17 protein-coding genes are annotated in these 12,705 nt (G+C 47.3%); 11 read left to right on the forward strand and 6 right to left on the reverse strand.

Annotated features, from left to right (window positions below; translation table 11 throughout):
* Window positions 1-30: 30 nt before the first annotated feature.
* From QUB63_RS08810 to QUB63_RS08835, 6 genes are all read left to right on the forward strand, one after another.
* Window positions 31-1,398, forward strand: coding sequence for an aldehyde dehydrogenase (locus tag QUB63_RS08810; RefSeq protein ID WP_332944525.1), 1,368 nt, complete (start codon window positions 31-33; stop codon window positions 1,396-1,398).
* A 157-nt stretch (window positions 1,399-1,555) separates the two neighbouring features.
* Complete coding sequence (locus QUB63_RS08815) at window positions 1,556-1,876, forward strand: nucleotidyltransferase domain-containing protein (protein ID WP_332944526.1); 321 nt, start codon at window positions 1,556-1,558, stop codon at window positions 1,874-1,876.
* Window positions 1,873-2,262 carry a HEPN domain-containing protein gene (locus QUB63_RS08820; protein WP_332944527.1) on the forward strand — a complete coding sequence of 130 codons (390 nt, stop codon included), beginning with the start codon at window positions 1,873-1,875 and terminating at the stop codon, window positions 2,260-2,262. The genes QUB63_RS08815 and QUB63_RS08820 overlap by 4 nt, the downstream gene beginning before the upstream one ends.
* 169 nt (window positions 2,263-2,431) lie before the next feature.
* Window positions 2,432-3,319, forward strand: coding sequence for a Uma2 family endonuclease (locus QUB63_RS08825; RefSeq protein ID WP_332944528.1), 888 nt, complete (start codon window positions 2,432-2,434; stop codon window positions 3,317-3,319).
* Window positions 3,320-3,518: 199 nt separating this feature from the next.
* Window positions 3,519-3,947 (forward strand): hypothetical protein, encoded by a 429-nt coding sequence (locus QUB63_RS08830; RefSeq protein WP_332944529.1) that lies wholly within the window; start codon window positions 3,519-3,521, stop codon window positions 3,945-3,947.
* 56 nt (window positions 3,948-4,003) lie between these two features.
* Window positions 4,004-4,354: a 4a-hydroxytetrahydrobiopterin dehydratase gene (locus QUB63_RS08835; RefSeq protein ID WP_332944530.1), complete on the forward strand. Its 351-nt coding sequence runs from the start codon at window positions 4,004-4,006 to the stop codon at window positions 4,352-4,354.
* Window positions 4,355-4,362: 8 nt separating this feature from the next.
* Here the strand turns inward: QUB63_RS08835 and QUB63_RS08840 are convergent, their stop codons facing one another.
* On the reverse strand, window positions 4,363-5,112 hold the full coding sequence (locus QUB63_RS08840; RefSeq protein ID WP_332944531.1) for a response regulator transcription factor: 750 nt from the start codon (window positions 5,110-5,112) through the stop codon (window positions 4,363-4,365).
* 227 nt (window positions 5,113-5,339) lie between these two features.
* On the opposite strand from QUB63_RS08840, the gene QUB63_RS08845 reads away from it, so the two are divergent.
* The gene (locus tag QUB63_RS08845; protein ID WP_332944532.1) at window positions 5,340-5,564 is read left to right on the forward strand and encodes a hypothetical protein; all 225 of its coding nucleotides are present in this window, start codon (window positions 5,340-5,342) and stop codon (window positions 5,562-5,564) included.
* A gap of 145 nt (window positions 5,565-5,709) precedes the next feature.
* Window positions 5,710-5,964, forward strand: a complete 255-nt coding sequence (locus QUB63_RS08850) for a DUF6761 family protein (protein WP_293250926.1) — start codon at window positions 5,710-5,712, stop codon at window positions 5,962-5,964.
* 327 nt (window positions 5,965-6,291) lie between these two features.
* On the opposite strand, the gene grxD is transcribed toward QUB63_RS08850, so the two are convergent.
* From grxD to QUB63_RS08865, 3 genes are all read right to left on the reverse strand, one after another.
* On the reverse strand, window positions 6,292-6,612 hold the full coding sequence (gene grxD, locus QUB63_RS08855) for a Grx4 family monothiol glutaredoxin (protein WP_332944533.1): 321 nt from the start codon (window positions 6,610-6,612) through the stop codon (window positions 6,292-6,294).
* A gap of 197 nt (window positions 6,613-6,809) precedes the next feature.
* Complete coding sequence (locus QUB63_RS08860) at window positions 6,810-7,070, reverse strand: BolA family protein (RefSeq protein WP_293150780.1); 261 nt, start codon at window positions 7,068-7,070, stop codon at window positions 6,810-6,812.
* Window positions 7,071-7,112: 42 nt separating this feature from the next.
* Window positions 7,113-7,736 carry a hypothetical protein gene (locus QUB63_RS08865; RefSeq protein ID WP_332944534.1) on the reverse strand — a complete coding sequence of 208 codons (624 nt, stop codon included), beginning with the start codon at window positions 7,734-7,736 and terminating at the stop codon, window positions 7,113-7,115.
* Between the two features lie 213 nt (window positions 7,737-7,949).
* Between QUB63_RS08865 and QUB63_RS08870 the strand changes: the two genes are divergently transcribed.
* From QUB63_RS08870 to QUB63_RS08880, 3 genes are all read left to right on the forward strand, one after another.
* Entirely contained in the window at window positions 7,950-8,267 is a 318-nt protein-coding gene (locus QUB63_RS08870) for a type II toxin-antitoxin system HigB family toxin (protein ID WP_332944536.1), read from the forward strand.
* A gap of 153 nt (window positions 8,268-8,420) precedes the next feature.
* Window positions 8,421-8,819, forward strand: coding sequence for a helix-turn-helix domain-containing protein (locus tag QUB63_RS08875; protein WP_332944537.1), 399 nt, complete (start codon window positions 8,421-8,423; stop codon window positions 8,817-8,819).
* Window positions 8,820-9,082: 263 nt separating this feature from the next.
* Entirely contained in the window at window positions 9,083-11,410 is a 2,328-nt protein-coding gene (locus tag QUB63_RS08880) for a S8 family serine peptidase (RefSeq protein ID WP_332944538.1), read from the forward strand.
* A gap of 238 nt (window positions 11,411-11,648) precedes the next feature.
* On the opposite strand, the gene QUB63_RS08885 is transcribed toward QUB63_RS08880, so the two are convergent.
* Window positions 11,649-12,380, reverse strand: coding sequence for a WecB/TagA/CpsF family glycosyltransferase (locus tag QUB63_RS08885; RefSeq protein WP_332944539.1), 732 nt, complete (start codon window positions 12,378-12,380; stop codon window positions 11,649-11,651).
* Between the two features lie 171 nt (window positions 12,381-12,551).
* The gene (locus QUB63_RS08890; protein WP_332944540.1) at window positions 12,552-12,689 is read right to left on the reverse strand and encodes a hypothetical protein; all 138 of its coding nucleotides are present in this window, start codon (window positions 12,687-12,689) and stop codon (window positions 12,552-12,554) included.
* Window positions 12,690-12,705: the final 16 nt, after the last annotated feature.

The raw sequence follows: 12,705 nt of genomic DNA on the forward strand, positions 1-12,705 counted from the left end.
ACATTTATATATATTGATAGAGGACCAAATATGGTATTCAGTGTCAGCGATATTATCCGCCAGCAGCGACAATTTTTTGCTACTGGGAAAACTAAAGATGTGGATTTTCGGATCGAACAACTCAAAAATCTCAAAAGTGCGATCGCCTCCAATCAATCACGGATTGTCGATGCTGTCAAGGCTGATTTGAACAGGCCGGAGTATGAGGCTTATTTTGAAATTGCTGCGATCGCAGAAGTTAATTATGCCATCAAAAACGTGAAATCGTGGGCCAAGCCGAAAAAAGTGCCGACATCGATCGATCAATTCCCCGCATCAGCCCGCATTTACCCGGAACCTTTGGGCGTCGTTTTAATCATCGGGCCTTGGAATTACCCGTTTCAGCTCATGATATCACCATTAGTCGGGGCGATCGCCGCCGGCAACTGCGCCATCCTCAAACCCTCAGAAATCGCCTCGCACACCTCCGAAGTTGTGGCGGATATGATTCTCACAGCCTTCGATCCCGCCTACATCGCAGCCATCGAAGGAGGAGTCGAAACCAGCAAACAATTATTAGCCGAAAAATTCGACCACATCTTCTTTACCGGAGGCACAAAAATCGGCAAAATAGTCATGGAAGCCGCCGCCAAACACCTGACACCTGTAACATTAGAATTGGGAGGCAAAAGTCCTTGCATTGTAGACTCAGACATTCAAGTTGAATATACTGCAAGACGCATTGCGTGGGGCAAATTCATCAATGCCGGTCAAACTTGCATCGCTCCCGATTACCTGTTAGTTGATAAAAAAGTTAAACCCGCTTTGATGCAGGCAATTAAAACATCAATTCACGAATTTTACGGCGACGATCCGCAGCAAAGTCCCGACTATTCGCGAATTATCAATCAGCATCATTTAGGACGTTTGGCAGAGTTTATCAAAGACGGCGAAATTGTCGCAGGCGGCAAAACCAACGCCGAAGATAGATATATTGCGCCGACGGTAATTGACAAGGTTTCCTGGGATTCGCCGGTGATGCAGGATGAGATTTTTGGGCCGATTTTGCCCGTTTTGGAGTATGATGACTTCTCAGATGCGATCGCCCAAATTAACGCCCGCCCCAAACCCCTAGCTTTGTATTTGTTCTCGAAAGATCAAGATAAACAAGAGCGAGTTTTGCGCGAAACTTCTTCCGGCGGAGTTTGCATCAACGATACAGTTATGCAAGTCGGAGTTACAACTTTACCTTTTGGGGGAGTTGGCGACAGCGGTATCGGTAGCTATCACGGAAAAGCCAGTTTTGACACTTTCTCACATCAAAAAAGCGTGCTGCAAAAGTCGTTTTTACTTGACTTAAAATGGCGCTATGCTCCCTATCTAGGAAAGTTGGATTTGATTAAGAAAATTATCGGTTGAACGAGCGCACTTGTTTGGCGGCTTTAGCAACGTAAATTTGGGGCGGGCTAGAAGCCCACCCCACAATAGTTTATTTTTTGAGATGTAATTAAAAGCTGATTTGCTTAGCCAAATAAACCCGCCATTTTTCCAATATTATCGGTTGAGTTATTCCACTATGAACGAGAATTTACCGGAAATTTTAGCAGAACTGCGCCACTACTTTAACGATTTGTACGGCGACCGACTTGTGCAGTTAATTCTCTACGGTTCCCAAGCTAGAGGAGAAGCCAAACCCGATTCGGATATAGATATTTTGGTTGTTTTGAACGAGCCTGTTAATGCTGGCAAAGAAATCCATCGCACCAGTGAATTTGTTGCCGCTTTGTGCTTAGAGCGTACTGTAGTAATTTCTAGTGCTTTTGCTTCCGCAGTACGTTTTCAGCAAGAGAAAAGCCCTTTCTTTCTAAATGTTCGCAGAGAAGGAGTACCGATTTGATACCCGAACAAATTGCTCTTTTAACAAAAGCAGGTGAAAGCTTGCGGGCAGCTAAGTTGTTAGCAGCTAATGCACTTCCTGACTTTGCAGCGTCACGAGCTTATTACACCATGTTTTATGTTGCCGAAGCTTTCTTGCGGGGCGAGGGTTTAATTTTATCCAGTTATGCTGCTGTGATTTCTGCATTTGGTCGAGAATTTGCTCGGACAGGCAGGGTTCCTGTGGAATTTCACCGTTACTTAATTGATGCTCAAAAACAACGAAATAAAGGCGATTATAATATCGATCCAGCCATTCCCGAAGAGGAGGCAAATCAATTAATCGCCCAGGCAGAACTGTTTTTAGAATTAGCAGAACGTCTGCTGGGAAATCAGCCACCTGCTTAATGTTGATTCTTGATGCGTCGAGGACTGTAGCAGCTAACCCCGAAAAGAAACCCGGTTTCTATAAATCTTATGTTTGACGGCGAGGTATCTAGAAAGAAACCGGGTTTCTCAGCCTCCGAACTTAAATCCTGTTGAGTTAAAATAATGTAAGTTATTCCCCCAAATTCTTATGTTTCCACTTAAATATCCCGTGCCTCAAACAGAACCCCCCCGATCGCCCAGAGAAACGCTCCCCACGATGTACGATCTACCTAGCGAAAATCCGGAGGAACCTGGGAAGCCCGACGAATTTCACGGCTTGCAACCGCAGTTGCTGAGCTATACTTTCCGCCCTTCCAGCTATTCGGCTTCCCAAATATTTACCGGGAGCGACATGAATCTTTATTATGACGTGCGTCACCCGCTTTGGTACAAGCGCCCGGATTGGTTTGGAGTTGTTGGAGTTTCCCGATTGTACGATGAAGTCGATATGCGGCTGAGTTATGTTATTTGGCAAGAGGGTGTTAATCCTTTTGTGATTGTAGAATTGCTGTCGCCGGGAACAGAGAAGGAAGATTTGGGAGAAAATGATGAGGAAAAATTGCCGCCTGCATCTGAGGAAATAGCAGGTAACGGTAATATAAACCGCGAACAGAGTCAGGAAAAACCGCTGCGCAAATGGGAGGTTTACGAGCAGATTTTGCGGATTCCTTATTATGTTGTTTTCAGCCGCTACACTAATCGATTGAGAGCTTTTAAATTGAAAGGAGCTCGCTATGAAGAATTAGAACTGTCTGACTCGCGGGTGGGGATGCCTGAGATTGATTTAGGTTTGGGTTTGTGGCAAGGAGATTATCTGGGAGTCGATCGACTGTGGTTGCGCTGGTACGATAGTGAAGGCAATTGGATTCCGACTCCCGAAGAGCGGGCCATTCAGGCACAAAAGCGGGCCATTCAGGCACAAGAGCTTGCCGAGCAGGAAAGACAGCGTGCAGAGACTGCGGAAGCTCGCTTGGAATTTTTGAGGCAAAAACTGCGGGAGTCTGGCATCGATCCCGATCGATTCTTGAACAGTTAATGGTAAATTTTTTTTTTAAGACTTACGCACGGTTGAACCAAGAAACCGGGTTTTTCTAACCAAAATCAAGCGTTTAAAGCCTTTGTATTTTCGTTGAAAAACCCGGTTTACGGTCAACCCTGCGTAAGTCTGATTCACTTGACAAGCAGACTCTCGCTGTAGTAAAATCGCTACTCAAAGGCGATTTTGAGTATCTCAAGTGAAAAAAATATTATCATTTCTTGCCGTTCCAGCGATCGCCTCTGCGTCTTTTGCAAGTTACGTTCCACCCAGCTACGTGCTGCGAGTAGAAACTGTAAAACAGGGAATGCTGCGGTTAACAAATACTTCTACTCAACCTATTTATGTCAAAAGCTTTGTCCTCCGCGACCACAAAGTCAACGAACTCGGCAAACGAACCGGAGAAGTTGATAAAATCTCCGTGGGCGTCAATGCAGCGATCGCTCCCGGGCACAGTGTACTAGAATCAATTGACGATCGTCCATATCGCACAACGGCAAATACTGAGCTCGTACAGTGGAATGAGAAACGCAAAGTTCACCGAGACGGATTGCTGATCTGTTTTATTAACGACTTCAATCACAATGTCTTTGTAACTCCTAACGGACAATTGCCCTGTCCGAAATAATTAAGCTCAGAACTGTCTATACTATCTTTTAGCATCTTCTCGCCAAACCGCAATTTATGGAACTTTTAGCAAAAGAACGCTGTGCCGCCTGCCACCCAAACTCTCCCCGCGTGACAGCTTACGAAATTGTCCAACTCAAACCTCAAATCCCCGACTGGAATTTGAGCGAAAAAAATGGCATTCCCCAGTTAGAACGTACCTACAAATTCCCGGATTTCAAAAGTGCGATCGCCTTTACAAACAGCGTCGGCGAAGCAGCAGAAACTGAAGGGCATCACCCCGCACTGTTAACCGAGTGGGGAAAAGTTACGGTTACTTGGTGGACTCACGCGATTTCTGGACTGCACCGCAATGATTTTATTATGGCGGCAAAAACTGATGCGATCGCACATCAATTCCCAACCTAAAATCTGACTTATCGGCTGATGATAGTTTCAGATGTCGCAGCGCCGAATACGGGTGAATGCTGTTGATTCGCATTCAACAATTCCAGATTCAGCCGGTAGCCGACATTGCGCACAGTTTGAATCAGGCTCGGCTGTCGCGGGTCGATTTCAATTTTTTTGCGCAGAGAGAGTACGTGAGTGTCGATCGTGCGCGGGTTGTCAATCGCATCAGGCCACGCCCGACGCAGCAAATCCGATCGCGACAGCGGCACTCCTCCAGCTTGAGCCAGCACGTACAGCAGGCTGAATTCCTGGGGAGTCAGCTCGATGTGTTCTTCATGGAGCCTGACTCGGCGCTGTACCAAGTCAATTTTTAGCCGCCCGCATTCCAGCATCGCCGGCGGTACCATCGTGCGGTTGCGGCGCATCAGAGCTTCCACTCTCGCCATAAACTCTTGCATCCCAAACGGTTTAGTCAGGTAATCGTCGGCGCCCGACTTCAAACCTTCCACAATATCCGCTTCTGAATTCCGCGCCGACAGCATCAAAATCAGCGATTGCTGCTGCTGTCCGAGCCAGCGGCAAAATTCTAAACCGTCCCCATCAGGCAATTGGGCATCAAGAATCACTAGGGTTGGCTGGCGGCTGAAAAATATTTCCCTAGCATGACTGATATCCGCTGACTGGTGCACCCAGTGACCGACTTGCTGTAGATGCCAGCCCAAGAGCGATCGCAGGTGCGGATTTCCTTCAACAATTGAAATACTTGCAGATCCCACAACGGCGAGCTTCCCTTATCACTAATTGCTACCAGGTTAACAGAGCTTTTGTCAAGGTTTTGTAACCATCGCTACTCAAGCATAAGCTGCGTTTAAAGCCGCCAACAAACCCAGGGGATGAATTTTAAAGATTTGGTCAAGTTGCGATCGTCAGCCTGCAGAAAGGTTAAATCATTCTGGCGGTGAGCTTACAATGAAAATAAGACAGTCTACAGCCGATCGACCCTATGACCCAACCACCTGCTTTGACCGCACCCCCCGACAGGGCCCCCACTTTCAGGAGGTTGACAAATTGCGCAACTGAAACTAGAATTCCTCCAACCGTTCGCTCGGTAGCCGGAACACTCACTCAGTTCGATCGCCAAATTCAGCAATATCCCGACTCTCTTAAACGCACGGCGAATTATCTAGGTGCGCGCGAAAGATTCGAGCAACTGCATTGCAGCGAGTGAAATTTTTTATGGAGGGTAGCCTGTTGAGCAGGGTAAAAACTTTTATTTAGCAATCGCCTCTGGCGCTGAGCTTGCTCAGTATGAATCCGGGCCATTCCTAAATCCCGCCGTCATTATACACCACAAAGGATTTCAAACTCACACCATGCTACAAGACACCCAAACAATCCGGCACTACCAAAAACTCACCGACGCCCTCGTCGAAATGTGGAATAGAGGTTATCGTTTCGATGACCTGCGGCTTTACTTAGATGGCTACCTCGCAGCCCTGCGACATTGTAACAGCCTGGAACCCTATCTGATTCACAGATTAGAGGAAGAAGCAGCGCGTTACATTCACGATCCTTCCAATTTTGAAATGCCACAGACACAGACACAAGCTGAATCAGACTACTATTAAATACCAAATTTGGTTTAATAAACCCGCTGATTATTCGGTAATTGGTAATTGGTAATTGGTAATTGCCTTTTCTGATACCAACAGCTATTACCAGAATGATTGAAGGGGTCAGACAATCGGGTTGTGGTATGAGAGTCAGAAAGTCGTAAGCTGTAGCTGCAAAATAGAAGTTTAGTAGGGCGGGACCGTGTCCGCCCTACTGCTGTTATAGTGAGAAATTTGAGAAAGTTTTAAGTTCAAAACTCAGAATTTTTAAGTCTTTAACTCACAATTTAAAACTCACAATTTAAAACTCAAAACTTTCTTTCTTCTTTCCCTTCCTTGGATTTAAGAAGCCAAAGCGACTTCTACAGCTTCTTGCAATTCGCCCTTTTGATACATCTCGATCATAATATCCGAGCCGCCAATAAACTCGCCGTTGATATAAACTTGGGGAATTGTCGGCCAGTTGGAATACTCTTTAACGCCTTGACGAATTTCCTGGTCTGCCAAAACATCAACTGTTTCGTAAGGCACTCCCAAAGTATTGAGAATTTGCACCACAGTATTAGAGAAACCGCACTGGGGCATTAACTTATTGCCCTTCATGAACACCATGATTTTGTTTTGCTTAACCAATTCGTCAATTCTTTCATGTGCTGTACTCATGGTAGCTCCTAATATTGTTTGAAAATTTTTAAACGTGGACAGTTGTTTCTCATGAGACAGAAACCGGGTTTTTAATGAAAATCTCTCGTTACAGCCATAGATTCCGGTTAAAAACCCGGTTTTTTTGGTTAGCAACTGTTTCACAAGCAACTATTGACACAAGCACAAATGTGCGATCGACAATTGCAACTGAAAAACTAAGCAACTTCACTTTTGGCAGCCCATTCTGCCGGAGTTAAGGTTTCCAATGCCAAAGCGTGGATAGCTTCACTAGCCATTGCCTGTTTGAGAGCTCCGTAAACCAGTTGGTGCTGCTTGACTCGGCTTTTCCCTTCAAAGGCGGCAGAGACTACTCTCGCCTGGTAGTGGTCGCCGCCGCCGGTCAAATCGTCAACTTGTATTTTAGCGTCGGGCAACTCTGCCTTAATCATTTCTGCTACTTGAGACGGTGTAACCATTGGTATTTGTGATAAAGGGCTGTATTGAGTATTTTAGTGGAACTATTTGTTAGACGATCGCGGTTGAGTTGCAGCAGGCCGGGGATAGGGCGCATCCACAAAACCCAATTCCAGTAACTGCTGGTAAGCTTTTTTACCCAAGTCGCGAGTTGGCTGCTGCGATCGAATAATCTGAATCAGTAGGGGAACAGCCAGTTCCGGCTTATTTTGTGCGCGGTGTACCAACGCCAGCCGGTAGGTAGCTTCGTCGCGCATTTGGGCTGTTTCCACAGCTTTGGTGCGGTTGCTGTCGGCCAAGCGGATGTCAATTCCGGCAAAACTGCTGCCCAGTTGCTGGTAGAAGTTGGACAGTTGATTGAAAATTTGGCGGGATTCTTGGAGCTTTTGAGCCGCCAGCGTGTAATTTTGATTGGAAATAGCACCGCTGGCTTCTGTCATCAAACGCTGGCCTCCGGCAATGCTCAGCAAGCTGCTGTCTTGCGTCACTGGGCGGAGGTTGTTGGGGTCTGTGGGGTCGTCGGCGGGTTCGACTTGCGGTTGGTTATCTGGCCGAGAAGGTTGTTGTGCTTGGGCTTGGAGCGGTTGCAACAGGGTCAAAACTGCGATCGCCCCGATCGTCATCCGGGCAGTGAAGCGAAGCCAGCAAACAGTTCCAGAGTGTACCATGAAATTACTTTGCGCCTCGGCGCTTTAAAAAGATATTTAGCTTGAGCCGATCTTACCATTGGCGATCGCAACCGGCTAAGTGTAAACCAATTTTGTGCAAATGTCAAAGGATGCGATCGGGCCACAGGCTCTTTTGGAAAAATTAGAGTAGAGACTTGACAGTTTGTTCTCGTCGTGAGAACATAGAGGTGTCGTTTAAAAAACGGTAGCCGAATGAGACTAATTTCTCGAAAAAATCTTCTGAGTGCGATCGAACCCTACGCAGATGCCCAGAGTGCGATCGAATCCTGGTACAAGCTCATCAAAGACAACGATTGGGAATCACTAGAAGATATGCGACAGGAATATTCCAAATCTGTCGATCAAGTCTATGGATATACCATATTTAATATTAAACACAATAGGTATAGATTAATTGTACAAGTTAAATATAAAAGCAAAATTATATATTTTAAGAAATTTTTAACTCATGCGGAATCTAGCAAAATTAACTGGGAAAATGAAGATGAAGTCAAACTTAAAATAAGTTAAAATCCAGCTAAATAGAGCGGGGAATCCGTGGAGATTCCCTGATAAAATCAACAAAGACCAAACATTCACCCCAAGGTTTAAAAGCATGAGACAGAGAAACAAACACCCACCTTATACTTCAGAACTATGTCCAATTCAACAAAGAAATGAACCATGAGCATCACAATTGAGAAAACAGCCTACGGTCAACTGCTGGCGAAATCTCAGCCTAAGCCCATCCTGAACGAAGAAGATAACGATCTTGCCCTCGCAGAAGTCGATTTTCTGATGTCTAAGGAAGAATTAACAGTAGAAGAAGAAACTTTACTGAGTCTCTGGGGGCTGTTGATCGAAGAATACGAATCAAAATATTACCCAATTCCAGAAGCGACTCCCCAAGATGTTCTATTGCATCTCATGGAAGTTCGCGAACTCAAACAAGCCGATTTAGTGGGCGTGATTGGTTCCAAAGGAGTTGTCTCTGAGGTGGTTAATGGGAAACGGGCGATTAGCAAGGCGCAAGCTAAGGCGCTGGGAGAATTCTTTAATGTTAATCCTAGCGTGTTTATTTGAGAGAAGAGATCGTAATAAGAACGAATACGGCGGTTGAAACCGCGTCTACAAAGACAAAACCTGCCGACGCAGGTTGAAGATAAGATGGCGGTTGAAACCGCATCTACACAAACTATGTCCGCCGGACGCCGACTGATGGAGATAAGATAAGACGGTAGTTGAAACCGCCTAGTCTCTTCAACCCGCACCAGAAGGGTTTTGTCTGTGTCGCCGCGGTTTCAACCGCCCGGTTTTCTCTCCCAAATCAAACAGGAACATTTCTGATGGTACAACCAAGCAAACCCACATCGACCACCCTCCAAAATTATCAAGGTATCGGAGTTCCCGAGGAAAGTCTGGCAGTGATTTTGCAGCGCGGCGGCGATGAATTGCTGCTGTCAAAAGTTCCTAACCGCTTTACAGTCCGTCCCTGGGCGACAGCATCAGCCTCAAACAATTGGGCTGCAACAAATCAGGCAAAACTCAACCGCCGCGTCGACCAAAGCAATCTCGAAGAATATCTGGTTGCGCCCGAAAGCCTAGATGCAGCAATGCAAGCAGCCCGCGCCAGCGATGCTGTAGCTTTTGCTAGCCATGTTTATTGTCCCGCAAACAATCCGAGTACATTCTTTTATTTAACCGACCAAATTACTATTCAATTTGGCGAACAAGTAGACGAAGAATCGCGAAAGTCGATCGCCAATGCAGCAAATTTAACAATAGTCCGGCCAGTCGAAGGCATTCCCAACACCTTCGTCTGCTCCGTGACCAAACAAGCAACAGAAAACCCGATCAAAATTGCCAACCGCCTGACAAGATATCCAGAAGTTCTGATTGCAGAACCCAATATTTTAATCGAGACTCAGCAGCATTATACACCCCGCGATCCGCTTTATCCCAAACAGTGGTATCTCAATAACCAAGGCGGCAGCGAACTTGTCAGCGGCGCTCAAATTTATGCAGAACCAGCTTGGGATATGACTCGCGGCGTGCGATCGATCGTAATTGCGATCGCCGACGATTCAGTCGATCTGACACACCCCGATTTTCAAGGCCAAGGCAAAATCGTCTCGCCCATCGATTTCAAAGACGGCGACACTTCGCCGATGCCAGTTGCCGAATCCGACAACCACGGTACAAGTTGCGCCGGCGTCGCCGCTGCGGAAGAAAACGGCAAAGGGACTGTCGGCGTCGCCCCCGGATGCGCCCTGATGCCCATCCGTACTAGCGGTTTTCTCGATGACGAGTCGATCGAAAAAATATTCAATTGGGCAGTGGAAAAAGGGGCCGCCGTCATTTCTTGCAGTTGGGGCCCAGGGGCAGTTTACTATCCGCTTTCCCTGCGACAAAGTGCCGTCATCACCAAAGCAGCAACCCAAGGGCGGGGCGGCAGAGGCTGCGTGATTCTGTTTGCTGCGGGCAACGCCAACCGCCCAGTTAACGGCGCGGTTGACGAAAAAGGCTGGCCAAATAATATGTTTGGCGATCGAACTAATTGGCTGGCTGGATTTGCGGTGCACCCGGATGTAATTGCCGTGGCAGCTTCCACTTCCCTGAACAAAAAAGCAGCCTACAGCAATTGGGGCACCAGCATCTCAGTTTGCGCCCCCAGCAACAACGCGCCGCCGGGAACTTGGTTGCCAGAAACTGGATTTATTGCGACTGCGCCGGAGGTGTCGCAGTATTTGCCCGGTTTGGGGGTGTTTACTGCCGATCGAGTCGGGGTTGTCGGCTACGACTCGGGGGACTACACCAATACTTTTGGCGGCACTTCCAGCGCCACTCCAGTAGTCGCTGGAGTGGCAGCTTTGGTGCTTTCGGCCAACCCCCGTTTGACAGCGCGGGAAGTGCGGGGAATTCTCGAACAAACTGCCGACAAAATTGTCGATCCCGATCCCGATCCGCAGTTGGGAAATCGCCTGGGAAATTACGATGCTACCAGCCGCCGCAGCGATTGGTTCGGTTACGGAAAAGTGAATGCTTTTAAAGCCGTGCAAGCTGCGGTGAGAAAGGCTGGCGGCAATCCGAATATCGGCGGTGCGAGGTTTAGCGATATTTCTGGACATTGGGCCGAAAAGTTTATAGAAGCTTTGGCTGCGGCGAATATAATTAGCGGTTTTCCTGACGGTTCTTTCGCGCCTGACAGCAGTTTAAATCGCGCTCAATATGCGGCGCTGTTGGTGAGTGCGTTTAGTCCGATTCCGAAGGCGCCGGCGACAAATTTTATTGATGTTTCTGCTAGTTTTTGGGCGAGAAGCGCGATCGAACGCGCAAATCGGGCGGGCTTTTTGTCGGGGTTTCCGGGGTTGAAGTTCGGCCCGAATCAGAATTTGACTAAGACTGAGGCGATCGTATCTTTGGTTAACGGTTTGGAACTTAAGGGCGGAAATCCCGATGTTTTAAAAGTTTACAGCGATCGCGCTCAAATTCCTAATTTTGCTTTGAGTGCCGCAGCCACAGCAACAGCTTTGAAGATTGTAGTAAATTACCCGGCGCGCGATCGGCTTTCGCCGCAGCGGGACATTACCCGCGCCGAGATTTCGGCTTTGATTTACCAGACGTTGGTGGCAATTAATCGGGCAAAGGCGATCGATTCTCCCTACATTGTCTAGCCAATAAATTAACCACAATTATTGTAGGGGCGGGTTCACCAACCATCTATAATATCAGCCATAGAACCCGTAAACCCGCCCCGCCCCAACCCGAATATTGTGGCTAATTGACTGAATAAACCTCTGGCCCAAGTCACTTTCCAATCAGGAAAAGCATCTGCGTCTATCTGTGTTGCATCTGCCTTGAATCTGCGGTTTTCGTATTAATCAAAGATTGAGCCAATCTCGTGTTATTTTTTCAACCTCGCAAATCCCCCAAAGCCCTCAATGCAAACTGCGGCAAAGCCAACATCCTGCGCCAGCGCCAAGGTTCTTGATAAAGCCGGTACAACCATTCTAAATGATTGTCGCAAAACCAAGCAGGCGCGCGGTCTTTTGTTCCCGCCCAAATATCGAAACTGCCGCCAACTCCCACCCAAATAGACTGAGGGCAAAGGTGTCGGTTCTCGGCAATCCAAAACTCTTGGCGAGGCACTCCCAAGCCGACAAAAATTAGTTTTGGCTGCATTTTTTTGAGGCTGTCGCGGAAGTCTTTTTCTTCATCTGCGGAAAGATAGCCGTGCTGAGAAGAAATCGACAACCCGTTAACTTTTTGCTGCCAACTTTCCGCCGCCTTCGCCGTCACTCCGGGCGCACCCCCAAAGAAAAATATCGCTTCGGAATTCGGCAATTTTCCAGCTTGTTGCAGCAGCGATTCTGCTAATTCAATCCCCGGATAGCGCTGCGCCGGTTTGCCGCGCATTCGCAAGTACAGCACTACTCCCGAACCGTCGGGTATCACGAGCTCCGCAGAGCGAATTACATCGGCTAAAGCCTGATTTTGCTCGGCTTGCATCGCCATTTCAGCATTCAGCGTCACAACGTGACTTCCTAAGCCTTGATGCAGGCGCTCTATCAGCCAACCTGCATAATCGTCTAATATGTGAACTGGTAGTCCCAGCACTGAAAATTGCGGGCGCGATCGATCCATATTTCTTTCTTTGAGATTCCTGTATACTTAGTTAGTTAAATTAGTTTAGATTGGCGATCGCCCTCAGACAAGTCTCGGACGCAAAAAACCCGGTTTCTGCCACCAAAAGTCTGTTAAGTCATCATTCTATGGCCCAGAAACCGGATTTTTGGTACAAATCGCGATCGCTCATTAGCGTTCGATTTTCTTGACAGAGCCGTCAGCGTACCATTCCATCGGTACTAGCTCAATTTTACCATTAATTTTCACTGTAGAGTAGACAATTTTTACGAAAGGAACGCTGTTGTTATTGTTGTTGTGGCTAGACATGGCAATTACCTTGTTT

This window comes from Microcoleus sp. ARI1-B5 (genome assembly GCF_036705795.1).
Taxonomy (GTDB): Bacteria; Cyanobacteriota; Cyanobacteriia; order Cyanobacteriales; family Microcoleaceae; genus Microcoleus.